At 69.4% G+C, this 23,068-nt stretch carries 20 protein-coding genes and 1 pseudogene; 12 read left to right on the top strand and 9 right to left on the bottom strand.

What is annotated here, in order from left to right:
• The first annotated feature begins 123 nt into the window (after positions 1-123).
• A pseudogene (locus IEY55_RS33205) lies at positions 124-611 on the top strand (aldo/keto reductase).
• A 647-nt stretch (positions 612-1,258) separates the two neighbouring features.
• Here the strand turns inward: IEY55_RS33205 and IEY55_RS06860 are convergent.
• Positions 1,259-1,921 carry a TetR/AcrR family transcriptional regulator C-terminal domain-containing protein gene (locus IEY55_RS06860; RefSeq protein ID WP_189055108.1) on the bottom strand — a complete coding sequence of 221 codons (663 nt, stop codon included), beginning with the start codon at positions 1,919-1,921 and terminating at the stop codon, positions 1,259-1,261.
• Positions 1,922-2,025: 104 nt separating this feature from the next.
• On the opposite strand from IEY55_RS06860, the gene IEY55_RS06855 reads away from it, so the two are divergent.
• The 5 genes from IEY55_RS06855 (at position 2,026) to thpD (ending at position 6,946) form a co-directional block, all read left to right on the top strand.
• Positions 2,026-3,504, top strand: a complete 1,479-nt coding sequence (locus IEY55_RS06855) for an FAD-dependent monooxygenase (RefSeq protein ID WP_189055106.1) — start codon at positions 2,026-2,028, stop codon at positions 3,502-3,504.
• 194 nt (positions 3,505-3,698) lie between these two features.
• Complete coding sequence (gene ectA / locus IEY55_RS06850; RefSeq protein ID WP_189055104.1) at positions 3,699-4,229, top strand: diaminobutyrate acetyltransferase; 531 nt, start codon at positions 3,699-3,701, stop codon at positions 4,227-4,229.
• 37 nt (positions 4,230-4,266) lie between these two features.
• The gene (gene ectB, locus IEY55_RS06845; RefSeq protein WP_189055102.1) at positions 4,267-5,517 is read left to right on the top strand and encodes a diaminobutyrate--2-oxoglutarate transaminase; all 1,251 of its coding nucleotides are present in this window, start codon (positions 4,267-4,269) and stop codon (positions 5,515-5,517) included.
• 31 nt (positions 5,518-5,548) lie between these two features.
• The gene (locus IEY55_RS06840) at positions 5,549-5,959 is read left to right on the top strand and encodes an ectoine synthase (RefSeq protein WP_189055100.1); all 411 of its coding nucleotides are present in this window, start codon (positions 5,549-5,551) and stop codon (positions 5,957-5,959) included.
• 54 nt (positions 5,960-6,013) lie between these two features.
• A complete protein-coding gene (gene thpD / locus IEY55_RS06835) occupies positions 6,014-6,946 on the top strand; it encodes an ectoine hydroxylase (RefSeq protein ID WP_189055098.1) in 933 nt (310 codons plus the stop codon).
• Between the two features lie 372 nt (positions 6,947-7,318).
• On the opposite strand, the gene IEY55_RS06830 is transcribed toward thpD, so the two are convergent.
• On the bottom strand, positions 7,319-8,407 hold the full coding sequence (locus IEY55_RS06830; protein WP_229686129.1) for an ADP-ribosylglycohydrolase family protein: 1,089 nt from the start codon (positions 8,405-8,407) through the stop codon (positions 7,319-7,321).
• Between IEY55_RS06830 and IEY55_RS06825 the strand changes: the two genes are divergently transcribed.
• A complete protein-coding gene (locus IEY55_RS06825) occupies positions 8,402-11,425 on the top strand; it encodes an AfsR/SARP family transcriptional regulator (RefSeq protein ID WP_229686128.1) in 3,024 nt (1,007 codons plus the stop codon). The two genes, IEY55_RS06830 and IEY55_RS06825, sit on opposite strands and share 6 nt — an antisense overlap.
• A gap of 205 nt (positions 11,426-11,630) precedes the next feature.
• On the opposite strand, the gene IEY55_RS06820 is transcribed toward IEY55_RS06825, so the two are convergent.
• Positions 11,631-12,395 (bottom strand): SGNH/GDSL hydrolase family protein, encoded by a 765-nt coding sequence (locus IEY55_RS06820; RefSeq protein ID WP_189055096.1) that lies wholly within the window; start codon positions 12,393-12,395, stop codon positions 11,631-11,633.
• A gap of 536 nt (positions 12,396-12,931) precedes the next feature.
• Between IEY55_RS06820 and IEY55_RS06815 the strand changes: the two genes are divergently transcribed.
• The 5 genes from IEY55_RS06815 to IEY55_RS06800 all read left to right on the top strand — a co-directional run bounded on the left by IEY55_RS06815 (position 12,932) and on the right by IEY55_RS06800 (position 16,179).
• Complete coding sequence (locus IEY55_RS06815; protein ID WP_189055095.1) at positions 12,932-13,294, top strand: hypothetical protein; 363 nt, start codon at positions 12,932-12,934, stop codon at positions 13,292-13,294.
• A 588-nt stretch (positions 13,295-13,882) separates the two neighbouring features.
• Positions 13,883-14,008 (top strand): hypothetical protein, encoded by a 126-nt coding sequence (locus IEY55_RS32510; protein WP_268239284.1) that lies wholly within the window; start codon positions 13,883-13,885, stop codon positions 14,006-14,008.
• Positions 14,009-14,998 (top strand): PPE domain-containing protein, encoded by a 990-nt coding sequence (locus IEY55_RS06810; RefSeq protein WP_189055093.1) that lies wholly within the window; start codon positions 14,009-14,011, stop codon positions 14,996-14,998. It abuts the gene before it with no gap.
• Positions 14,999-15,117: 119 nt separating this feature from the next.
• Positions 15,118-15,399 carry a hypothetical protein gene (locus IEY55_RS06805; protein ID WP_189055390.1) on the top strand — a complete coding sequence of 94 codons (282 nt, stop codon included), beginning with the start codon at positions 15,118-15,120 and terminating at the stop codon, positions 15,397-15,399.
• An 18-nt stretch (positions 15,400-15,417) separates the two neighbouring features.
• A complete protein-coding gene (locus IEY55_RS06800) occupies positions 15,418-16,179 on the top strand; it encodes an ESX secretion-associated protein EspG (protein ID WP_229686127.1) in 762 nt (253 codons plus the stop codon).
• Positions 16,180-16,228: 49 nt separating this feature from the next.
• Here IEY55_RS06800 and IEY55_RS06795 read toward each other — a convergent pair whose 3' ends face one another.
• Genes IEY55_RS06795 through IEY55_RS06770 form a run of 6 tightly spaced genes read right to left on the bottom strand, consistent with a single transcriptional unit; the run spans position 16,229 to position 23,023 of the window.
• The gene (locus IEY55_RS06795) at positions 16,229-17,254 is read right to left on the bottom strand and encodes an N-acetylglucosamine kinase (RefSeq protein ID WP_189055089.1); all 1,026 of its coding nucleotides are present in this window, start codon (positions 17,252-17,254) and stop codon (positions 16,229-16,231) included.
• Positions 17,251-18,525 carry a 6-phospho-beta-glucosidase gene (locus IEY55_RS06790; RefSeq protein ID WP_189055087.1) on the bottom strand — a complete coding sequence of 425 codons (1,275 nt, stop codon included), beginning with the start codon at positions 18,523-18,525 and terminating at the stop codon, positions 17,251-17,253. Before IEY55_RS06790 ends, IEY55_RS06795 begins: the two co-directional genes overlap by 4 nt.
• Before the next feature lie 2 nt (positions 18,526-18,527).
• Positions 18,528-19,406 carry a carbohydrate ABC transporter permease gene (locus tag IEY55_RS06785; protein WP_189055085.1) on the bottom strand — a complete coding sequence of 293 codons (879 nt, stop codon included), beginning with the start codon at positions 19,404-19,406 and terminating at the stop codon, positions 18,528-18,530.
• Complete coding sequence (locus IEY55_RS06780; RefSeq protein ID WP_189055083.1) at positions 19,403-20,395, bottom strand: carbohydrate ABC transporter permease; 993 nt, start codon at positions 20,393-20,395, stop codon at positions 19,403-19,405. The genes IEY55_RS06785 and IEY55_RS06780 overlap by 4 nt, the downstream gene beginning before the upstream one ends.
• Positions 20,396-20,405: 10 nt before the next feature.
• Positions 20,406-21,710, bottom strand: a complete 1,305-nt coding sequence (locus IEY55_RS06775; RefSeq protein WP_229686126.1) for an ABC transporter substrate-binding protein — start codon at positions 21,708-21,710, stop codon at positions 20,406-20,408.
• Between the two features lie 53 nt (positions 21,711-21,763).
• Positions 21,764-23,023 (bottom strand): ROK family transcriptional regulator, encoded by a 1,260-nt coding sequence (locus tag IEY55_RS06770; protein WP_229686125.1) that lies wholly within the window; start codon positions 23,021-23,023, stop codon positions 21,764-21,766.
• Between the last annotated feature and the right edge of the window lie 45 nt (positions 23,024-23,068).

The following is a 23,068-nucleotide window of genomic DNA, read 5'->3' as shown; positions in this document are numbered from 1 at the left end:
TTCCGACCTGCTGACTCTGTCGGAGGAGACTGTCGGCGCACTCGTTTCTGTGGTGCAACAAGGGAAGCACTGTACATCGCGGTCTCGTCGTACTCGCCGGCCAGGACACGGTAGGCGGCCGAGATGTTGTGCCAGGCCGGGATCACGCTTTTGATCCACCAGCCCTCGTGCTCGATGTTGAACCGTTGGATCGAGGAGGAGCTGCTGGACACGCTCGCCGGGCTCGGCGCCGGCTGTATCGCGTTCTCCCCGCTCGGCCAGGAGCTGCTACCGACAAGTACCTCGACGGCTTGGCCGCGGGCTCCCGGGGGAGCCGGAACGGCTCGCTGCGGCGGGAGTACCTGAGCGCGGAGAACGTCGCGCGAGCGCGGGCGCTGAACGTGGTGGCGGGACGCGGCGGGCAGAAGCTGGCGCAGCTGACCTTGTCCTGGGCGTTGCGTGACCCGCGGGTCACCTCCGTGCTCATCGGTGCCAGCTCCGTCGCCCAGCTCGAGGAGAACCTGGCCGCCCTCGACGGCCCACCGCTGACCGACGACGTGCTGATCGAGATCGACAAGCACGCGGTCGACGGCGGTATCGACCTCTGGGCACGCTCGCGCGCGGCCGGCTGACGAGCGAAACCCATCCGGAAACCTCCGGCCTACCGGGCACTTTCACCGCCGGGCCACTCACTCGGGAGCGGTGCGCAGGCGGGCAGCCGCAGGCCGCCGAATCCCGTGATGGCGCCTCGTCAACGCGGCGGGCAGCGGTGCCGGCCCTTGCCCGGCAAGGTGCTGCACCGTGCGGAGGTGGCGCGCCGGAGCGCGACTCGAAGGAGGACGCCGCTCGGCGGCCGAGCCGGCAGACCTGCCTACCTCGACGCAGGGGGAACCGCCCCCCCGGTACCTCCACCCGACGCCGCGCCACCAACCCCGTCGCGCGCCCGGCCACTTCTCGAGCTGGGCGAGCAGACCCCGAGCCGGCTGTCAAGTGATTTTCCGGGCGTTGGGGACAACGGATCCTTCCTGTGGACACCCGTTTTGACCTGCGCAATTCGCCCCCTACGCTGGACGCGGGGCGTCAGCCCCCGGAGAGGGCGGGGGCCGTGTTGGTCAAGGGAAGCTGGGAATTCTTCCGTAGGCGCGGAAAATCGCGCGAGTGGTGAGATTTCGGTCACATCAAGGCGGGTCGCGGGCGGGTCGCGTGGTCGATTGTGGATCACATAGGCCCGGCACGCTCGTGAAGTGCGGAAAGAAACGGCCCCGCCCCTGGGTCGGGCTTACGCGTGCGCGTTGTGCTGCCCGAGTAGGGACAGCCGCATCCCGGTCAGGATGAGCCGCAGCCCGTGCTCGAAGCGCTCCTCCGCGCTGTCCGGGTCGAAGGTGTAGCGGCTCGCCTCGGCGGCCAGCGGATAGCGGTCGGGGTTGTGGTGCTCCTGTAGCCGCTCCTGGCTGTACTGCTCGTTCAGCTCGCCCGGTCGCGGGGCCACCGCCTGTTCCTCGATGGTGTGGCCGATGACGAAGTTGTAGACGGTCCACCCCCCGCCCACCGCGTCCTGCACCGAGAACCCGGCGTCGATGAGCACACGCAGCCAGATCTCCTCGGCCTCGACCAGGCGTGGATCGGCGACGTAGGTTCCGGCGCACATCCGGGCGCCGTCCCGGTAGGAGAGCAGGGTGCGGCGCAGCTTGCGGGCGAAGTCGGCCATCCACTCCACCCACGTCTCGCCCGGCCGCTGTGGCCGGACCTGGTGGTAGAGGTCGCCCAGCACGACGGTGGCCATCTCGTCCAGCAGCTCCTGCTTGTTCTTGACGTGCCAGTACAGGGCCGGGGCGCGCACCCCGAGTTCGTCGGCGATGAGGCGCAGCGTGAGGCCCTCCAGGCCGACCTGGTCGACCAGCTTCAACGCCGCCCGCACGATCGCCTCGCGCCGTAGCCGCATCCTGTCCGCCCCTCCGCTCGTCCGCCGGAAACGCCTTGACAGCTTAACGCCGTTCAGGGCAGGCTGAACACTGTTAAATTTAACGTCGTTAAGGAGGGGGACGAGTGGACACACGGGTCGTCGTGGTGGGCGCGGGCCCGACCGGCCTGATGCTGGCGGGCGAGCTGGCGCTGGGGGGTGTTGACGTGGTCGTGCTCGACCGGCTGACCACGCCGAACGACAACGCGCGGGCGCTGGGGATGCACGCCAGGACCATGGAGGTGCTCGACCAGCGGGGCCTGCTGGAGCGGTTGCGACCTGCCGTCGTGGGGTCGTGGGGGCACTTCGGCGCGCTCTCGCTGGACTTCGGCCGGCTGGACGGCGCGCACCCGGGACAGATGTTCATGCCACAGAACCGGACGGAGCGGATGCTCGCCGAGTGGGTGCGCGAGCTCGGGGTGGAGATCCGGCGCGGCCACGAGTTGCGGGACCTGGCGCAGGACGACGAGGGCGTGACCGCACAGGTCGACGGTCCCGACGGCGGTTATGAGCTACGCGCCGCCTACCTCGTCGGCTGTGACGGTGGACGCAGCACAGTACGTAAGGTGGTGGGCTTCGACTTCCCGGGCACGGACGCCACCACGGAGTTCCTGCTCGCCGACGTCACCGGTATCGACCTGGGCCTCCAGACCTTCACCCGGAACGAGCGCGGGCTGTACGCGGTGATCCCGCTGGGCGACGGTGTCTACCGGATCCTGCCCTACGAGTTCGGCACGCCACCCCGTCGCCGCACCGCGCCACCCACGTTTGCCGAGGTGGCCGCGGTGCACTACCGCGTCACCGGGCAGGACATCGGTGCGGCACGGCCGCTGTGGGTGAGTGCGTTCGGCGATGCGACGCGCCAGGTCACCGAGTACCGGCGCGGCCGGGTCCTGCTCGCCGGCGACGCGGCACACGTCCACTTCCCGGCGGGCGGGCAGGGACTCAACCTCGGCGTGCAGGACGCGGTGAACCTGGGTTGGAAGCTCGCCGCGGAACTCAGCGGCTGGGCTTCGCCGGGGTTGCTCGACACCTACCACGCCGAGCGGAATCCGGTGGGCGCGCGCGTGCTCCTCAACACCCGCGCCCAGGGAGTCGTGATGTACCACGGGACGCAGGTCGAACCGCTGCGGGCAATGCTGCGCGAGCTGTTCGACATACCCGAGGTGAACGACCACCTGATCCGGATGATCAGTGCTGTCGAGATCCGCTACGACGTCGGTGTGGACGGTCACCCGCTGGTCGGGCGCAGGATCCCGCACGTGGAACTGTCCACTTCGGACGGGAAGACGAGCACGACCGCGTTGCTGAACCCGGCGCGCGGGGTCCTGCTGGACCTCGCCGACGACGCCGAACTACGCGCGACGGCCGCGAACTGGGCGGGCCGTGTTGACATCGTGACCGCCATCGCGCCCAATGGTGACCTGGACCGCACGGCGGCTGTCCTGTTGCGCCCGGACGGTTACGTCGCCTGGGCGGCGCCCGGAGCAGGCGGGTTGGCGCCAGCACTGCGTCGTTGGTTCGGAATGTCCGGTTCGTCCCGTCGCGAGAGACCTTCCGGATGAGCGCGACGCGGCAGGAGGCCCAGCCGGCACCGCCGGCTGGGTTCCGCGCGCGTGCATGACTAGCAACATCGCCGCGCAGACTTCCACCGTTACGTGGGCCTTCTCACAGGGGTTTTTGCGAACGTGCTGGTAGTGCCTCTGTCGTCGTACGCGGGGGGTGGCGTTCCAAGCTATTCCTGTTACGTTCGCATGACATGACCGGAGAGCGACCGGACCGCGCAATTGGTGGCGGAACGGCGACACCCAGCGTCCTCATCGAACAGCCCGGCACCACCGACGGTGCCGAGATGTGGCGAATCGCCCGCGATTCGCAGACGCTGGACCTCAACCCGTCCTACGCCTATCTGTTGTGGTGCCGCGATTTTTCCGTGACCTCGGCGGTGGCGCGGGTGGACGGGACCGTCGCCGGGTTCGTCACCGGCTATCTTCGACCGGACGCACCCGACACGCTCGTCGTCTGGCAGATCGCGGTGGACGCCCAGCAACGGGGCCACGGCCTGGCCGGGCGCCTGCTGCGGCACCTGCTCGCCCGCCTTGCCGAGCGCGGGGTCCGGTTCCTCGAGACCACCATCACCGCCGACAACACCGCCTCGATTGCCCTGTTCAGTGCGTTGGCGCGGGACCTGGGTACGACCATCGAGCGCCGCGAACTGTTCGACGCGGCGATGTTCCCGGACGGGCACGCCGCGGAGGACCTGTACCGGATCGGGCCGATCCCGAGTTGACCCGCCGCCGCCCGCCCCTGACGGACGGAGCTTGCAAGTGAACATCTTCGAAACACTGGAATCCGAGGTCCGCTCCTACTGCAGGAGCTGGCCGGCGGTATTCGAGACCGCGACCGGAAGCTGGTTGCGTGACGAGCACGGAAAGGAGTACCTCGACTTCTTCGCGGGTGCGGGCTCACTCAACTACGGGCACAACAACCCGGCGTTGAAAGAGCAATTGCTCGACTACCTGCGTTCCGATGGCGTCACCCACTCACTCGACATGAGCACGGTGGCGAAAAAACGTTTCCTGGAAGCGTTCCACGAGCTGGTGCTGAAACCGCGGGGACTGGACTACAAGATCATGTTCCCCGGCCCCACGGGCACCAACTCGGTGGAGGCCGCGCTGAAACTGGCCCGTAAGGTCACCGGCCGGCAGCTGGTGCTCAGCTTCACCAACGGATTCCACGGCATGACGCTGGGCGCGCTGTCGGTGACCGGTAACTCGATGAAGCGTGGCGGCGCCGGGCTGCCGCTGGGCAACGCGATGCCGATGCCCTACGACGGTTACCTGGACGGCCAGCTGCCGGACTTCCTGTGGCTGGACCGGCTGCTCAGCGACAGCGGCAGCGGGCTCGACCACCCGGCCGCGGTGATCGTGGAGACGGTGCAGGGCGAGGGCGGCATCAACGCCGCGCGCGCCGAGTGGCTGCGTGGCCTGGCCGACCTGTGCCAGCGGCACGAGATGCTGCTGATCGTCGACGACGTGCAGATGGGCTGCGGCCGCACCGGTCCGTTCTTCAGCTTCGAGGTCGCCGGGATCACCCCGGACATCGTCTGCCTGTCCAAGTCCATCGGCGGCTACGGCATGCCGCTGGCGTTGACGTTGTTCCGCCCGGAGATGGACCTGTGGTCCCCGGGCGAACACAACGGCACCTTCCGCGGCAACAACCCGGCCTTCGTCACCGCCACCGCCGCGCTGGAGACCTACTGGACCGACGACAAGCTGGAGAAGAGCACCCTCGCCAAGGGCGAGCACGTCGAGCGTGTGCTCAGCGAGATCACCGAGGCGTACCCGGACACCGGCATGCGCGTCAAGGGACGCGGCCTGGCCCGTGGGCTGTCCTTCGAGCAGTCGGAGCTGGCCGACCAGGTGTGCCGGGAGGCGTTCGACCGCGGTCTGATCATGGAGACTTCCGGCCCGGAGAGCGAGGTCGTCAAGGTGATGCCGCCGCTGACGATCAGCGACGAGGAGCTGGAACGCGGGTTGGCCCTGTTGGCCGACTCCGTGCGCGTCGTCGCCGCCTGACCGCACCGAAGATCCTTTCCCTGGAGACAACGTGATCGTTCGTTCGTTGGCCGACATCGAGGGCACGCACCGCGACGTGCGGACGCCCAACTGGCGTAGCCGCCGCATCGTCCTCGCCAAGGAGAAGGTCGGCTTCTCCATGCACGACACCGTGCTCTACGCGGGAACCGAGAACGCCATGTGGTACGCCAACCACATCGAGGCCGTCTACTGCGTCGAGGGTGAGGGGGAACTGGTCAACCAGGAGACCGGCGAGTCGCACTGGATCTCGCCCGGCACCCTCTACCTGCTGGACGGCCACGAGCGGCACGTGCTGCGCCCAAAGACTGATATGCGCACCGTTTGTGTGTTCAATCCTCCGGTCACTGGGCGTGAGGTGCACGATGAGAACGGCGTCTACCCCCTGGTGAAGGAGGACGACGACCCGCAGCCCGTCGGCTGACGAGCACATCCGCTCCACCGCAACGGAAACTCTTTGCCGCCAAGGAGTGAGCGCATGACCACCGTCGAGATGAGCACGACTGGCACGGTGCGTCCGGACGACCAGTACCCGACCCGGGTCAACGGTCATCCCGCGATGCTGCGCCGACCGGACCCCGTGGTGTGGCCCGGCCCGGACGGCACGCCCGTGCCCGGCCCCATCGACAACGACATTCTGACCAGCTACGACGCCAAGGGCTTCCTGACCATCCCGGGGCTGTTGTCCGCGGAGGAGGTCCAGGAGTTCCGCGCCGAGCTGAACCGGCTCGTCGAGGACCCGGAGGTGGTCAACGACGAGCGCACCATCGTGGAGAAGGGCTCCAGGCGGGTCCGCTCCATCTTCGAGGTACACAAGATCAGCCCGAAGATCGCCGCGCTGGCGCGCGACGAGCGGGTGCTGGACCGGGCGCGGCAGCTCCTCGGCTCCGAGGTCTACATCCACCAGAGCCGGATCAACTACATGCCGGGCTTTCGGGGCAAGGGCTTCTACTGGCACTCCGACTTCGAGACCTGGCACGCTGAGGACGGGATGCCGGCGATGCGCGCGGTGAGCATCTCCATCGCGCTCACCGACAACTACCCGTACAACGGCGGGCTGATGATCATGCCAGGCTCGCACCGCACCTTCGTCTCCTGTGTCGGTGAGACCCCCGCCGACCACTACCGGGAGTCGTTGAAGGAGCAGGAGATCGGCACGCCGGACGAGGACAGCCTGAGCGTGCTCGCCGCCCGCTACGGCATCGAGCAGTTCACCGGTCCGGCCGGCTCGGCGTTGATGTTCGACTCCAACTGCATGCACGGGTCGGGCAGCAACATCACGCCGTTCCCGCGGTCGAACATCTTCATCGTGTTCAACAGCGTGGAGAACGCACTCGTGTCACCGTTCTCCGCACCGTCCCCCCGGCCGCCGTTCATTGCCGCCCGGGAGGTTGAACCGGTACGGCGGTGACGGCCGGGGCCGCGCGGGGACGGGCCGCACGTCGAAGCGCTCGGGGTTGCGACCTGTCCGGGTGACCAGCGGGAACGTGCCGGGCGAGGTGCCGTTGCGGTGGCGAACGGACCGGGGACCTGTCGGCTGCTGCGGCAGCGTCCGTTCCACACCGCACCGGAACGTCGGGCACCGCCCGTTGGACCCAGCCGGGCCTGCTGGCGAAGGCGACGGGTTCTGTCACGGTGAGACCCACCCACCTCGGGCCGGGTCTCACCGTGACGTACGGCGGATCGGGTCACGTTTCTCGGTGTTCTCCCGGACGGAAGCGTTCCGTCCTCGCGCGGTTTCCCTTACTCCACAAGCTTTCTTACGTCGCGACCGACGTGACGCTCAGGGGACGTCGGTGGTGGCGGAGGTGAACCGGTAGTGGTCCGCCTCGAAATCCGTGCCGGTGCACGCCGCCCCGAGGTCCTTGCCGAGCTGTGCGACGACCTCGGCCAGCTCCAGCCGGTTCAACCAGGATCGTGGCAGCACGTCCGTGCCGTGCGTGGCGCCCAGCAGGTTCCCGGTGATCGCCGCGGTTGTGTCGCTGGCGCCCGAGTGGTTGGCGGCCAGCCGCAGCGCCTCGCGGAACCTGGCCGGCTGGTAACGCACCAGTGCCGCATAGACCGCGATCGCCAACGCCTCCGGCGCGCGCCAGCCCTCGCCGAGCCTTCGCACGGACTCCGCCGACGGAGCCGTCCCCTCGGTGTGGTCCGCCCGCTCGGCCCGCAGATCGGCCACGGCCAGCCGGCGCGCCCCGGCCAGCGCCAGCCCGGTTTCCTCGTCATCGGCGAGGACCCGCCCGGTCGCCTGGTCCACCGCTTCCCATAACGGGCGGCCCTGCACCGCGACCAGGTGCACGATCAACGCCAACGCCCCACCCGGCGCCCATCCGCCCGGGCTCCCGTGCGTCAGCGCCGCCGTCTCGCAGCCGTGCCGGTACGCCATCTCGGCGTGCGGGGAGAAACCCAGCGGCGCGGTGTGTGCCAGACCGCCACAGCCCTCGGAGTCGTTGCACGGTCGTTCGATCGACGCCATCTCCTGGCGTTGCAACGCGCGCAGGCAGGTGAGACCCGGCTGCCGGGAGGCGTAAACCCGGGGATCGGCCAGCAGGCCGCCGGCGCCCTCGGCCGGCTCGACCCGTTGTTGCGACACCAGCCATCGCCGGCACGCCAACCAGATGAAGGTCATCGGCCAGGTGAAGCCGTTCTCTTCCACCAGGCCGTGCAGGAAGCCCTCGGCGGTGAACAGGGTGAGCTGCGTGTCCTCGGTCACCAACGCCGGAACCGGTGGCTCGGTGATCCCGCCCGGACCGTAGCGGCGGTCGATGTCGGTCCGGTGCAAGAACTCCACCGGCGCGCCAAGGGCATCGCCGAGCGCGCCGCCGAGCAGGCAGCCGGCCGCGCGGTCCATCAGCACCGTGGGATCAACGTGCACGGCGGACAAGGCTACGGGCGTGATCACCTCCAAGCCGAGTGTGGCGCGGACGACCCGGCGCGGCCGGAAGCCGTGTACGGTGCTCGACGACTCGCGTCGCGAGGCGACATTCGGGGGCTGGTTGTGGTCGAGGACAGGGGGACGACCAGCGGCCCGGACGGGCTGGAGCTGCGCCTGCTCGGGCCGGTCGAGGTGCTCGTGGACGGCCGGCCGGCCGCGTTGGGCGGGCCGGGCGTCCGCGCGTTGCTCGGTCTTCTCCTGTTGGCGACCAACCGGGTCGTGCCGGTGGACCGCGTCATCGACGTGCTGTGGGGTGACAGTCCGCCAACCTCGGCGCGCACGATCGTGCACAACTACGTCCACCGGCTCCGCAGGCTGCTCTCCTCCTTCGACCCGGGCAACCGGGCCCGCATCGACACCCAGGGCGGCGGTTACGTGCTGGTCGTGGACTCCCACCGCGTGGACCTGCACCGTGCCCGCGAGTTGATGGCCGCGGCGAGCGGCGCCCCGCTCGCCCGCCGCGCCGAGCTGCTGCGCGCCGCGCTCGGCCTGTGGCGCGGCCCCGTCCTCGTCGACCTCCCGCCGCAGGTGCGCGCCCGGATCGGCCTCGACGTCGTGGAGGAAGTGTGGTTGGGCGCGGTGGAGGACCGCATCCAGGCCGATCTCGACCTGGGCGAGCACGCGTCCCTGGCCACCGAGCTCCGCCCGCTCGTCGCCGAACACCCCTACCGCGAGCGCCTCGTCGGCCAACTCATGCTCGCCCTGCACCGGTCCGGCCGGCGCGCCGACGCTCTGGTGGTCTACCAGGAACTTCGCCGTCGGGTCGTCGAAGCCCAGGGCATCGACCCCGGGCCCGAGCTGCTCGACCTCTACCAGCGGATGCTGCGCGACGACCCCACCCTGCGCGTTGCCGATCCGGACGCGGTCCGGGGCTCCGACGGTGTGCTGCCCCGACCGGCCCCGGTACCCGCCCAGCTGCCGCTGGCGCCCGGCGGCTTCACCGGCCGCGCCGACGAGCTGACCGCCCTCGACAACCTCCTCGCCGACCGGGGCCGGGCCGGCGCCCCGGCGCTGGGCGTGCTCACCGGCACCGCCGGGGCCGGCAAGACCGCGCTCGCGCTGGCCTGGGCACACGCCGTGGCCCACGAGTTCCCCGACGGCCGCCTGTTCGCCTCGCTGCGCGGCTTCGATCCGGTCAACCCACCCCGTGGACCCGGCGACGTGCTGGCCCGCCTGCTGTCCGCGCTCGGCGTGCCCGCCGCCGGCCAGCCCGTCGACGTGGACGAGCGCGCCGCCCTCTACCGCTCGCTGCTGGCCGACCGGCGGGTGCTGGTCCTGCTCGACGACGCCAGCGACACCGAGCAGGTCCGCCCGTTACTGGCCGGTGGCGGGGAATCGCTGGTGTTGGTGACCAGCCGGCGTCGGCTGGACGGCTTGGTCGTGCGGCACGCCGCCCGGGTGCTCGTGGTGGGGGAGCTGCCGCCGGACACGGCCGTCGAGCTGGTCGACGTCGCCGCTGGCGCGCCCCGCTCCCGCGCCGAACCGGACGCCGTGCGTGAGCTGGTCGAGCTGTGCGGCCGCCTGCCCCTGGCGTTGCGGATCGCCGCCGCGCGCCTGGCCAGCCACCCCGGCCGACCGGCGGCCGAGCTGGTCGCGGAGCTGGCTGACGAGCGGCGCCGGCTGACCGGGCTGGACGTGCCCGACGGTGGGGTGGGCGTCCGGGGCGCCTTCGACGTCTCCTACCGCAACCTGACCGCCGAACAGGCCGCCACGTTCCGGCTGCTGGGCCTGCACCCCGGACCGGCCGCCACCGTCACCGCGGTGGCGGCGATGGCCGGATCCGACGTCGGCACGGTGCGCAGCAACCTGCGGGCACTGGCCGCGGCGCACCTGGTGACCGAGCCCGAGCCGGACCGGTTCGGCGCGCACGACCTCCTCCGGCTGCACGCCCGCGACCTCGCCCGCCATGAGCTGACCGTGGGGAAGCGGGCCACCGCGCTCCGCCGGATGATCGACTACCAGCTCGCCGCGTGCGACCGGATGCGCCGCCTCATTCGCCCGGTGCGCGACGATCTCGACTTCACCGGGTGCGTCCCGGCCGAACTGCTGCCCACCCCCACCGATCCACAGCAGGCGGTGGCGTGGTTCGACACCGAGTGGCCGAATCTGCTGGCGCTGTCCCGCTTTCTGGACGAGGGCGCCTACCTCGCCGACGTCTGGCAGCTGGCCCGCCTGCTGCTCAACGTGTTACCGATCCGATCCGGCTGGGAGGACTGGACGACGTTGTTCCAACGCGGGCTGCGCGCGGCCCGGCAGCTCGGCGACCGCTCGGCCGAAGGCATGATGCTCGTCGGCCTCGGTGTCGCCCACGACTACTTCGGACAGTCCGAAGGCGCGTTGGAGCACTACACGCGAGCCCACGACATCGCGGTGGAGCTGGACGACCCGCGCGGCGCCGCGGTCGCGGCGGCCAACCTCGGCTCCGCGTTGCTCAGCCTCGGCCGCAACGCGGAGGCGAAAGAGCGCATCACGTCGGCGATCGCCTTCTTCCGTGGTCTGAAAGATCTGCACGCCGAAGCGAACCAGCTGCAGAACCTGGCGCTGTGCGAACAGCGGATGGGACGCGGTGCCACCGCCGTCGGCCACCTCCGGCGGTCGTTGGAGCTGTACCAACAGACCCAGGACGACGACGCGGTGGGCCGGGCACTGGCCAACCTCGCCGAGGTGTTGCTCGCACTGGGCCGGGTGGATGAAGCCGAGGAGCACTATCGGCGCGCACTGCGCCTCGCACTCGACTATCGGATGCTGGTGTCCGAAGCATTCGCACGACTCGGGTTGGGCGATGTGCACCACGCCCGCCGAGAGTTCGAGCAGTGCCGTACCGAGTGGGATAAGGCGCGGGAGCTGTTCGAGCGCTGTGGTTCCGCTCACGCCAAGGAAGCGCGCGACAGGTTGGTCCGGCTGGGACTCGACGACCCCGACGACACCCCGGAACCAGCCGGGACGTGCGGCGTTTAGCGAACGTTTAGCCCGGGCTCCGACATTGCTGACATAGTGGCCTGGTCGCCGGTTGCGGGCCACCGGAACCGGCGACGACGGGTGGCTCGACGGGGGAGTCGGAGGGGGAACCGCCGGGGGATCGACGGGGACCAAAGAGCAGCCGCCCAGTCCCTCCGGCCGGCATCCACCTCGGATGCCGGCCGGTCCGGCGTTTCCCGCGGGGTCAGGCGACCGGGGTCAGCGTGGGGCGCTTCGGCCCCACGTTGTCGCCCGAGGACTCGCCGCGCAGCCGGCGACCGATCCACGGCACGAAGTGCTCCCTGGCCCAACGCAGGTCCTCACGCCGGGACGCCATCCAGTCCGGCGTCGGCCGGGGCGGCCACGGCGCGTCCCACCGATCCTCGACCGGAACCCCGAGAACCTCGCAGGCACGCAACGCAACCCGACGGTGACCCTCCGGCGACAGGTGCAGCCGGTCGTCGCTCCAGGCCCGCGGATCCTGCAGGATCGTCATCGACCACAGATCCAGCACGCGGCAACCATGGCGGGACGCGATGGCCCACAGGTGCGTGTTGTAGGTGGCGACCTTGCCCCGCAGGTGCCTCATCACCGCGATCTGCTTGGTGTCGAAACCGGTGCACATCAACACGTCCGCGCCGCTGCCCCGTAACTGGACCACGGCCGCCTCGAAGGTCTCGGCGAGCGCGTCCGGATCGCTGCCCGGGCGCAGGATGTCGTTCCCACCGGCGCAGAACGTGACCAGGTCCGGCTGCAGGCGCACCGCCTCCGGCACCTGGTCCTCGACGATCTGGTGCAGCACCTTGCCGCGCACCGCGAGGTTCGCATAGCCCAGGCCCGGCTCCAGCTCACCCAGCCGCTCCGCCAACCGGTCGGCCCAGCCCCGGTAGCCATCCCCGGTCGGGGCCGGATCATCCAGGCCCTCGGTGAAGCTGTCCCCAAGCGCGACATAGGCGTTCCACTGGTGCACGGCTTCCTCCCTCCAGACGCGTCCCAGCCGAACAGCATGACAATTCACGGTCGACCTACGCCACCGTCACCTACGCTGACGTAAGTTCCTGCTGAACACCAGCCGTTTTCCGGCGAACCGGACATTGCGCGAAGTTGATCTGCTGATGATCGCGGGCAGTCCACGCTACCTGGTCGGATGCTGGTCCGGCACGGTTCGGAGGCGTGTTGCCATCTGCCGGTGCAGCCGCATACCGTTGCCCGTACCGGAATCGCGGGAAGTCGATGTGAGACGCTGCCGGAGAAAGGCGGTGCAATGCGATTCAAAGACGCTGATCTCATCGTCGGCCGGCCCAAGGCTCCCAACCACCGCGCCAACCCCGCCCACAACGACTCTGACCTGGTGTGATCTGCGTCCTGTCACGTTTCGCGAACCTCGCTCGAGGCCGCTCCGTCGAACGTGTTCGACTGCTAACGTCTGACGCCGCTGGGCTGTCTGTGCTGCCTCGAGGGGGATGTCATGCCGATGCCCATGGACATGGTGCCATCCAGGAGTCGATGCAGAGCATGCGTGGCCTGACCGCCGCCGCCTCCTCCTCCGGCGGCTTCGCCGTCGACTCCGCCACCGGCCAGAAGATGAAGGACGCGCTGACCCGCATCCAGGACAGCGTCGACAGGATGCTTGGCCAGATGAAGGTCGTCCAGCGACGAACCCCACTGGGGAGTAGTCCGATCGCGCAGGCGGTGGCGGAGAAGAACGAGCTGGCCGCCGGTGGAGACAACGAGTCGGCCGAGTACGTGCTGCGTAAGTACAAGGAAGTACTCGCGCAAGCGGTCGAAGCGGTCGAGAAGAGCGTGAGCAACTACGACAACGCCGAGTTGGGCAACGTGTCCGCCGTGAATCAGACGTGCCAGGTATGAGGTCAGTGTCGATGAGGTGCAGAGCCGGCCGAGTGTTCTTCATGGGACTTCTGCCCGCGACGGCCATGTCGATGGTGGCAGCTTGTTCGGGCACCAACGGCGGGACACCCCGGGCTGCGGACACGACAACGACCACGCCCACCACAGGCAAGTCGAGCCAGCCCGGCTCATCGGCTTCCTCTGACCTCGGGAAGGCCGATCCCTGCGGGCTGATCAGCGCAGCTGAGGCAACCGAGCTGGGTTGCCGGTCAGGGGGCAGTCGTCGAACCTCGGTACCAGGGGTTGCCAGTGGCAGGCATCCGGGAGCTTCTACCTGCGGATAGACATCGACGACCAGCGCGATGTCAACGATCTGAAGACGAAGCCGGACGAGAAGGTCACAAGAGTTCCCGTCGGGCCAACACCAAGGTCGCCGGGTTGAGGAGGCGGCTGACGGCGGTGGGTGCGAGGTCAACATTGCGATCTCGTCCTCGTCCTCCGTCTCGGTGTCTTCCCGCGCACGAAACGACACACAGAAGGCATGCGGGATCGCGACGAAGGTCGCGGAGACGATCGAGCCCAAGCTTCCGTGAGTAGGGGGTTCGCGGGATGACCGGTGGTAGCGGGACCAGCGGCACCTACGGGAACCAGAGTTACCAGCCGCACAAGATGGACTACGGTGCCCGGCCGGAAGATCACCAGAGTGACAACTGGCTCGGCCGCACCGTGGACTAGGTGTCGGGCCGGGACATCGAGCAGGGCCGGGAAGAGCTGGAGCGGCAGCAACGGCAACTGTCCGAATCCGTGGACAGCCGCCGGTCACCGGTGGCCGCTCCGTGCGCGAACTACATGGGTGTCGACCATCCCAAGTTGAAGGAGTGGGTGGAGAGTGGCAACAACCCTGGTGAGGCGCACGGGATTGCCGAGGCTTGGGTCAACCTGGGCAACGTGACGGTCGAGGCGTCGCAGGCGCTCGTCGGTGCCGCGAACTCGACGGAAGCGGACTGGTGCGGCCCGGCCGCGAACGCGGCACGCGCGACGCTCACCAAGCTCGGCGGGTGGAGTGGCGAGACCGGTGGTGGCCTGCAACTGATGGGCACCTCGGTCGGGCAGCAGGCGCTCGCGGCCGAGGAAGCCAATCGGAACATGCCCGAGCCGGTCGAGTTCAACGTGCAGCAGGAGTGCAGGAAGCTGATCGTCACTGCTGCGACGAACCCCTTCGCGCTCCCCGGTGCCATCGACCAGTTCGAGCAGAAGTACCAGGAGAAGCAGGAACGGCACGAGCGGGCCGCCCAGGTCATGCAGACGATGGACATGGCTTTTCGGGACGCTGACCGTTCCGTGCCGGCGTTCACACCACCTCCGCCGCTGGCTGGCAGTGGTGAAGGTGATGACTTCGGTGACACCGGGCGTACTCCGCCCGGAGGCGGTGGCGGCACCCAGCTTCCGCCGATGCCCGGTACCGGCGGTGGTGTCGGTGGTGTCGGTGGTGGAAGCGGCGGTGGGTCGAGCAGCGTTGTCACCCCCCAGCTGACCCCGCCGCCGGGCGGTGGGACAACTCCACCGGGGACACCGCCACAGTTCACTCCACCCAACCCCGGTCTTCCGCCGGGAACTGGGCCGAGCCCAACGCCTTATCCGCCGTACAACAACCCCGCCTTCCGCTGTGCCTCCAGTGGGTTTCCCACCGGGCGGTGGTGGGCCGAGCGGCCAGCGGCCCGGTGACGGCCGCGGGCCCGGCGGAGGCGGGCGTTTCCCCGGCGGGCCGGGCAGCGGCACGGGGCGCGCCGGTGGTTTCCCGGGTGGGGGCGGCCGCGGTGGTTTCGGTCCTTCCGGTGGGTCCGGTGGCGCGGGCGGCAACCTCGGTGCTGGCGGCCGCAGCGGTGTCGGTGGCCTCGGTCCGATGGGTGGTGTCGACCCGGACGGGCCGAGTGCCGCTCGTGGTGGCGCCGGCCGGCCCGGTGCGACGGGCATGGGCCCCATGGGGATGGGTACCCGGCCGCGGTGGCGGTGAGGAGGACAAGGAGCACTTTCGTCCGTCCTATCTGGTGGAGACCGACGATGTGTTCAGTGGTGGGGAGATGGTGGCGCCGCCGGTCATCGGCGAGACCCCGCCGCCCCGGTAGCCGCCGATGCAGGGCTCGGTGTCGTTGTCGCGTGCCGCGATCGACATGCTGTGGGAGCGGATCGGCCTCGGCACGCGGCCTTACCCGTTCGAGATCCCGCACCACGGCGAGACCATGGACGATCGGGAGCGCATCCGGAACGCCGTCTTCTCGGACCTGGAAGGGCGTGGGCTCGTCCACCGTGGACGGCCCGAGCCGGAGTTGGTTGACGCCTTGACGACGCTGGTGCGGTCCGATGTCGCGATCGCTGTCATCGGGCTGTTGGACGTCGAGCACGAGCGGTTCCTGCTGGCGCGGGCGGCCGCCCGTGGCCAGTTCGCCGTTCTCGGTGTGCTCGACGACCGGATGCTGCACATCGACTTCATCCGGCACACCGCGTTGCCGATGTCGGTCATCCGGTTGCTTCCACCGAACCCGGCCGGCCCCGGCCGTTCGGTCACGTTGGCCAGGCCCGTGGTGCGGAGCCGGGAACCGGACGACGACGCGGGTTTCCACCTGGAGACCGCGGCTTCCTGGACAGGCGGGCAGGCCAGGGCCGCCGAGGTGATCCTGGAACGGCCACGGCTGCGGCTCGGCCAGTTCGCGGTGAGCGCCATGGACCAGCTCAACCGGTGGCATCGGCTGCCGAGCCCGAGCTGGTTCGACACCGACGAGGGACGGTACCTGGCGCAGACCCGGCGTGCCGGCGATGGCCAGGAGTGGGTGACGTACGCGCCGGCGGACAACAACAGGTTGGCGTTCCGCCTCGGCGAGATGCTCAATGAGTTGACCCAGCGGTGAGGCTGCCGTGGCTTCCCGCGATGCGGAAGCCGCGGCAGCCCCGCGCCGCTCAGCGTGGGTCGTCCATCCGCTCCGCGATGCCGCCCAGGAGTGCTCGTCCGGCCGACCTCAGCCGCTGCTCAGCGGCTGGCTCGGCGCCGATCGCGTCCAATCCGTAGAGGGCAGCCCCGACCACCGGGGGAACGTCCACGACACGCACCTCACAGCGCGGTGCGGCCGTGGTGCACAGTTGCCTGACGCGCTCCCAGAGCAGTGGCCCCGCGCCGACGGCAACCCCGCCCCCCAACACCACCGGAACCGCCTCGGTGAGCAGGTCGAGGCGGCGCAGGCTGACCGTGGCGAGCAACGCCACCTCCTCGGCGAGCCGCTCGACGAGCCGGAGCGCCACCTCGTCGCTGCCCTCGGCCACCTGGAACAGAATCGGGGTGAGGGCACCCAGGTGGTCCGGCGGAACCTCCCCGAAGTGCAGGCGTTCCACGAGCTCGGGTGCCGAAGCCGCCCGGAAGTGGTCCAGGACGGCCGGGAGAAGGGCGGTGTCCGGTCCCCTGCCGTCAGCGGCCCGCATCGCCCACCAGATCATCTCGGTGGCGAGGAACTCGCCGGCACCCCAGTCTCCGGAAATCCGTCCTACCGAGGGAAACCGGGAGATCTGTCCGTCCGGAGCCACCCCCACGCAGTTGATTCCGGCACCACACACCACGGCCACCCCGACACCGTCCGGTGTTCCGGCCCGAAGCACGGCGAACGTGTCGTTTCCGACCACAGTGGAGTGCGACCAACCCTGCTCGGCAACGGCCCGCTGCAGCATCTCCTCCTCACGGGGCAGGTCCGCTCCGGCGAGGTAGGCGGCCGTGTGCCGGGCGAGTGGTTTTCCCGGTGGGAGCCGGGCATCCCTGGCGGTACGCCGAACCATGTCGTCGAAGGCACGCATGCTGGCTTCCAGCCCAACGGCCTGCGGGGAGGCGCCGGGGCCCCGGAGACTCGCCAGGATCGTGCCATCGGCGTCGACAAGGAGTACGTCCGTTTTGCTGTTGCCGCCGTCGATCGCCAGCACGGCGGCAACCGGTTCGGTCATGCCTTCGCCCACGGCAGGAAATCGGCGTTTCGCGCCAGCAACTCGTCGGTAAGTCGCTCGGCGAGATCGTGTTGTCCCACGAGCGGGTGGGCCAGCAGGGCGTCCGTCACCCGCTCGCGGCCACCGAGCGTGGCCGCCTCCAGCGCCAGGAACTCGTAGGCGGTCACGTGCGCCACCAAACCGGACATAACGGGCGGTAGGGGGCGGACCGTGGCGGGCACGGCGCCGCCGGTGTCCACCGTGGACGGCACCTCGATCACCGCGTCCTCGGGGAGAAAGGGCAGCGTGCGGCCGTTGCGTACGTTCACGGCCTGGATGCCGCCGCCACCGTTCACCAGCGAGCTCACCAGCTCGACCGCGGCGTCCGAGTAGTGGGCACCACCGCGCTGGGAGAGCAACTCGGGTTTGCTCGACATGCCCGGATCGGAGTAGATCGCCATCAGCTGACGCTCGACATCGGACACTGTGTCGGCGCGCGGCGGCGAGGTTCGTTGCTCCGCCACAACCTCGTCGTGCGCGTAGAAGTACCGCAGGTAGTACGAGGGAACCGCGCCGAGCCGCCGCAACAACGCGCCCGGCAACCCCACCCGTGCCCCCAGCTCGTCGGCACGTTCGGTGAGCAACGCGGGAAGCACGTCGGCAACGGCGTTCGGACCCTTGATGAGCACGCCGCGTTCCCAGCTCAGGTGGTTGAGGCCGACGTGTTCGGGAAAGACGTTCTCCGGCGCGACCCCCAGCAGCTCGGCGAACCAGCGCCGGAACCCGATCGCCACGTTGCACAACCCAACCGCCTGGTGTCCCGCGCTGAGCAGGGCGCGGGTCACGATCCCCACCGGGTTGGTGAAGTTGACCAACCACACGTTGTCGCCGGCCACCCGACGCACCCGGTCGGCGATGTCGAGCACCACCGGCACCGTGCGCAACGCCTTGGCCAACCCACCCGCACCGGTGGTTTCCTGGCCGACGCAGCCGCAAGCCAGCGGGAACGTCTCATCGGCCCGGCGGGCGTCCTGTCCACCCACCCTGAGCTGCAACAGGACGGCGGTCGCCTCCGCCGCACCATGCTCGAGGTCCGTGGTGGTGCGCACCACGGCGGGATGGTCGGCCGCGGCGAGCATCCGCTGGCAGAACGGCCCCACCACGGCCAGCCGTGACTCGTCCGGATCTACCAGGACGATCTCGGAGACCGCGACCTCGCCCGCGTGCCGCGCGATGCCGTCGACCAGTTCGGGGGTGTACGTGGAACCGCCTCCGACGACGGTGAGCTTCATGCCTATCCCTTGACTCCGGTGAACGTGATCCCTTTGACGAACGTCTTCTGGGCGACCAGGAACAACACCAGCGCCGGCAGCATGACCAGCACGGTAGCCGCCATGGTGAGATTCCACTCGACCCGGTGCATCCCGCGGAACGAGGCCAGTGCCACCGACAGCGTCCAGCTCTCCGGGCGTTCGGCGGTGTAGAGCAACGGTCCGAAGTAGTCGTTCCAGGTGTAGAGGAAGCTGAACAGGGCGGCGGCCGCGATGCCCGGCCGTGCCATCGGCACGATGACCCGCAGCAGCACGCCGGCCTCGGAACAGCCGTCGGCCCGGGCGGCGTCTACGTAGTCCCGCGGGATGGTCAAGAAGAACTGGCGAAGCAGGAAGATGCTGAAGAAATCACCCAACAGGTAGGGGATGACCAGCGGCCACACCGTCCCGGTGAGGTCCAGTCGCGCCCAGAGCAGGTACAGCGGCACGGCGACGACCTGCGGCGGCAGCATCATCGCCGCCACCACGGCGAGGAAGGCCAGGTTGCGCCCGCGCCAGCGCAACCTGGCCAGGGCATAGGCCGCGGGGACGCTGGACACCAGCATCCCGGCGGTCGCCACCCCCGAGTACAGAAGTGAGTTGCCGAGATAGGTCAGTAGCGGGGCCTTCTCGAAGACTGTCACGAAGTTGGCCCACTGCCATTGTCGCGGCCAAAGCTCAGCAGTCAACGCCTGGCGGTCAGACATCACCGCTGTGAGGCACACGAACACGAGCGGTAGCAAGAACATCAGGCCCAGGGCAAGCGCGATGCTGTGTATCGCAACCCATTCGAGGAACCCGGTGGAGCCACGAGCACGCCGGTACGCAGCCGCCGGCCGTCGCCTTGGCAGTACGGCCGTCATCGTGCCTCCCCCAAGCCCGACGTGTTCCGCATCTGTCGAATAAGGACGGCCGTACCCGCGAAGGACACCAGGAACAGCAGCACGCACATCGCCGCGGCGTAGCCCATGTTGAACTGACGGAAACCTTGCTGGTAGAGCCAGATCGGGAAGGTCATCGTGGCGTTGCCCGGGTAGCCGAGGGTCTTGCTGTTGCCCACCACGTCGGCGGAGCCGGCGGCGACCGCGGACGCCACCATCGCCTGGGTGAAGAACTGCAGGGCGAGGATCACCGAGTTCACCACACCGAACAACAGCACGGGCGAGATCGAGGGCAACGTCACGTGCCAGAACCGACGTAACGGACCGGCGCCGTCCAGCGCGGCCGCCTCGTGCAGTTCCACCGGCACATCGAGCAACGCCGCCAGCATGATGATCATCAGCTCGCCCGAAACCCACAGCATCAGCAGGGTCAGCGACGGTTTCGCCCACGTCGGGTCGGTGAACCACCCCGGTGGGGAGTCCACACCGAGCCAACGCAGTGCGGTGTTCACCGGGCCGGTACCGGGGTTGAACAGGAACACGAAGGCCAGCGTCGCCGCGACGGGTGGTGCCAGTGACGGCAGGTAGAACAACGTTCGGAAGAAGCCCACCCCGGTGCGCACCCGGACGAGTACCGATGCCGTCCCCAGAGCGAACACCACCCGCAGCAGGGTCAGCACCAGTGCCAGCCACAGCGTGTTGAGTGCGGCGGTGCGCCCTACCGGATCGTTGACGAACAGGTGGACGTAGTTCCGTAATCCGACCCACACCGGAGGATTGAGGCCATCGGCCCGGGTAAACGAGAAGAAGATCGTTGCGAGCAGCGGGTAACCGAAGAACACGAGGAAGCCGATGATGGCAGGGGCGACGAAGGCCAGCACCGTCAACCGGTTCCGCAGCCTCCTTCGCCCCGGCCCGGTCCCGGCTCCGACCCGGCGGGCGGCGGCGGGGCGCTCCAGGGTGGCGGTCATCGGGCCGACCTCAGTTGCCGCTCAGCTCGTTGTGCGCGTTGATCTGTTCGTCGAGCTTGCGGAGTCCCTCGTCCAGGTCCGATACCTCGCCGCTGAGGTATCGGGTCGCGAAATCCTCGGTGAACTTCACGTAAGCTCCACCGTTCGGGCTGGCCGGGGAGGAGACCAGCCGCGGGTGGGCGAAGATCTCCAGAAAAGTCCGGAAGTTCTCGTCCACCGACAGCTTCGGGCTGGTCAACGCCGACTTCGTGGTGGGAACGTTCTTGATCGAGTTGGCCAGTTCCACCAACGCATCGGTGTCCGTGGTGAGGTAGGAGACCAGCTCCCAGGCCGCTCCCGGATTCTTTGCCCCTCGTGGGATACCGATGATGGTTCCGGTGGTGTACCCGGTGCCGTAGCGGTCGGGCTGGTCGTCGGCAACGGGGAACGGCGCGGTGCCGTAAGGCAGGTCCGGGGTGAACTCGTCGATGAACGCGGTGCGGTACTCGCCGTCGATCATCATCGCGACCTTGCCCTGCTGGAAGGCGTTGTCCGCCGAGTACTGCTGACCGGCCGAGGCCAGGAACTGGCTGAGTCGCTGCCTGCCGTAGAAGTCGACCAGCTCCTTGTGCCAGGTGAAGAACTCCCGCCACGCCGGGTCGGCGGACAGCCCCGAGGTGCCGTCCGCCCGCTGCCAGTGCGCACCCCAGTGCGGGGCGAGCATCTGTGGTCGGTGGTTGTAGAACTTGAGGTCCGGGACGAACCCGGCGACCCTGATGGATCCGTCCGGGTTGAACTCGGTGAGCCGCTCCGCCATCTCCCTCAGCTCGGAGAGGGTTTTCGGCGGACCGCTGATGCCCGCCCGGTCGAACAGTTCCTTGTTGTAGTAGAGCCCGTAGACGTCGGCCAGCAACGGCATCGCGCACCGGACGCCCTTGTACTGCGTGTAGTCCCGGACCGCGTCCGGGATCTGGTCCAGGTCCACCGCGTCCCGCTCCAGGTAGGGGCCGAGGTCCTGCCACGCTCCCGAGGAGCAGAACTGACCGAGGAAGTCCGTGGCGAAGGAGATGGCGACATCCGGCGGGTTGCCGCCACGAATCGCCTGGGTGATCTTGTCGTCGTCCTGGCTGCCCTGGCTTTCGACGGTGAAGTTCGGATGCTTGGCGCGGAAGCCGTCGAGCACCTTGTTGAGCCCGTTCAGCTCCCGGTGGGCGAAGTTGCTCCAGACCGAGACCGTCACCTGCTCGTCGGGAGCCGGCGCGGGCGCCGGTTGCGTCGTAACACCACCACCGGTGGTGCAGGCCGTGCCGATCAGGCCAGTGACCAATGTGGCCATAAGTATGGATAAGTGTCGGGGACGGCAGGACGAGCCCATGGGTCCTCCCGGAACTAGCGACGGACGGACGGAACAGCGGTGTCGGTCAGGCCGAAGACCTGTTCGCGTGCGGCGGTGAGGGCACGGTGCAAGGCCCCGGTGCGGACCGGGTTTCCGGTGACCGTGGCGGGCGCCACCGGGGTGCGGGGCAGGCCGAGGCGACCGAGTTCCTCCTGCACCAGCTGGCACAGGTGTTGGCCACCGGCCTGGCCGGTGTCGCCGGCCAGCAGGACGAGATCGGGGTCCAGCAGGCTGGCCGCACCAGCCACCCCGGTGGCGATCCGGCGGGCGAGGTCGGAAAGGAAATCCCGGCCGGCCTTGCCAACGGATGGGGCACGGGTGACCGCGACCGCGGCCGAAGGTGCCGAAATGTTGTGCGCCAGGGCCAGTCGCAGCACTTCCGTTGCGCCGAGCAGGTCGCCGAAGCGGACACCCCGTCGGTCGACCCCGGTGCCGCGCTCGGCCCGGTCCGGCACCAACATCGCATCGATCTCGCCCGCTCCACCGTGGGCCCCGTGCAGCAAAGCCCGGTTCACCACGACCGCGGACCCGACGCCGGTGCCGAGCCACACCAGCACGAAGTCGGTCACCGCGCTGGCTCGGCCCGCGGTCATCTCGGCCACCGCGACCAGGTTGACGTCGTTGTCCACCACGACCTCGACGCCGAGCGCGGCCGTCAGCCGGCCCGATACGTCGAACCCGGCCCAGGCCGGCAGGTGCGGGGCGTACCGAAGGTGTCCGGTATGCGGATCGATCGCGCCTTGCGCGCCCACGACCACCCGTCGAAGGTCTGTCGGCCGTAAGTCGGCACCGGCCAGTGTGGACTCCAGAGCGGCAACGAACGCGCCGACCACGTCGGTGTCCGTGGGAGTCGTGGGGTGGTCGGGTTCCCGCTCGGCCGGGCTGGTCGGGTCGGGTCCTGGGCCGGGGGTGGCGGCCGGCATCGGGACGCGGCGCTGGGCGAGGATGTCGCCGGCGAGGTCGGCGATCACGATGTCCGCGGCGTCCGTGGTGAGGTCCACGGCGGCGACCCGGGCGAGTGCGCCGTTCACCCGCCACAACTGGGCGCGCGGGCCCCGGCTGCCACCGCGGAGGCCGCTGCGCACCACCGAACCCCCGCCTTCCAGGCGGGTCAGGAGTTGGGCGGTGGCGGGCTTGGACAGCCCGATGGCCGCCTCCAGGTCGGCCCTGGTGAGTGGCCCGCTGCGCAGCATGACCTCGAGGGCGGCGCGATCGTTGATCTCGCGCAGCAGGCGTGGGCTCCCGGCGCGCACCCCACCCCCCGGTCCCGCCCCGATCTGGGAACTTCCCAGACGGTT

Origin of the sequence: Longimycelium tulufanense (assembly GCF_014645795.1) — a bacterium.
GTDB classification, from domain to species: Bacteria; Actinomycetota; Actinomycetes; order Mycobacteriales; family Pseudonocardiaceae; genus Longimycelium; species Longimycelium tulufanense.
Note: the sequence above shows the minus strand (reverse complement) of the source record. Positions and strands in the feature narration are given on the sequence as shown.

Bases quoted from the DNA above. Each gene is read 5' to 3' on its own strand.
- IEY55_RS06790 (WP_189055087.1), bottom strand. From the start codon at position 18,525: ATGAAGCTCACCGTCGTCGGAGGCGGTTCCACGTACACCCCCGAACTG.
- IEY55_RS06780 (WP_189055083.1), bottom strand. From the start codon at position 20,395: ATGACCGCCACCCTGGAGCGCCCCGCCGCCGCCCGCCGGGTCGGAGCC.
- IEY55_RS06775 (WP_229686126.1), bottom strand. From the start codon at position 21,710: ATGGCCACATTGGTCACTGGCCTGATCGGCACGGCCTGCACCACCGGT.
- IEY55_RS06815 (WP_189055095.1), top strand. From the start codon at position 12,932: ATGCAGAGCATGCGTGGCCTGACCGCCGCCGCCTCCTCCTCCGGCGGC.
- ectA (WP_189055104.1), top strand. From the start codon at position 3,699: ATGACCGGAGAGCGACCGGACCGCGCAATTGGTGGCGGAACGGCGACA.
- IEY55_RS06785 (WP_189055085.1), bottom strand. From the start codon at position 19,406: ATGACGGCCGTACTGCCAAGGCGACGGCCGGCGGCTGCGTACCGGCGT.
- thpD (WP_189055098.1), top strand. From the start codon at position 6,014: ATGACCACCGTCGAGATGAGCACGACTGGCACGGTGCGTCCGGACGAC.
- IEY55_RS06795 (WP_189055089.1), bottom strand. From the start codon at position 17,254: ATGACCGAACCGGTTGCCGCCGTGCTGGCGATCGACGGCGGCAACAGC.
- IEY55_RS06860 (WP_189055108.1), bottom strand. From the start codon at position 1,921: ATGCGGCTACGGCGCGAGGCGATCGTGCGGGCGGCGTTGAAGCTGGTC.
- IEY55_RS32510 (WP_268239284.1), top strand. From the start codon at position 13,883: ATGACCGGTGGTAGCGGGACCAGCGGCACCTACGGGAACCAGAGTTAC.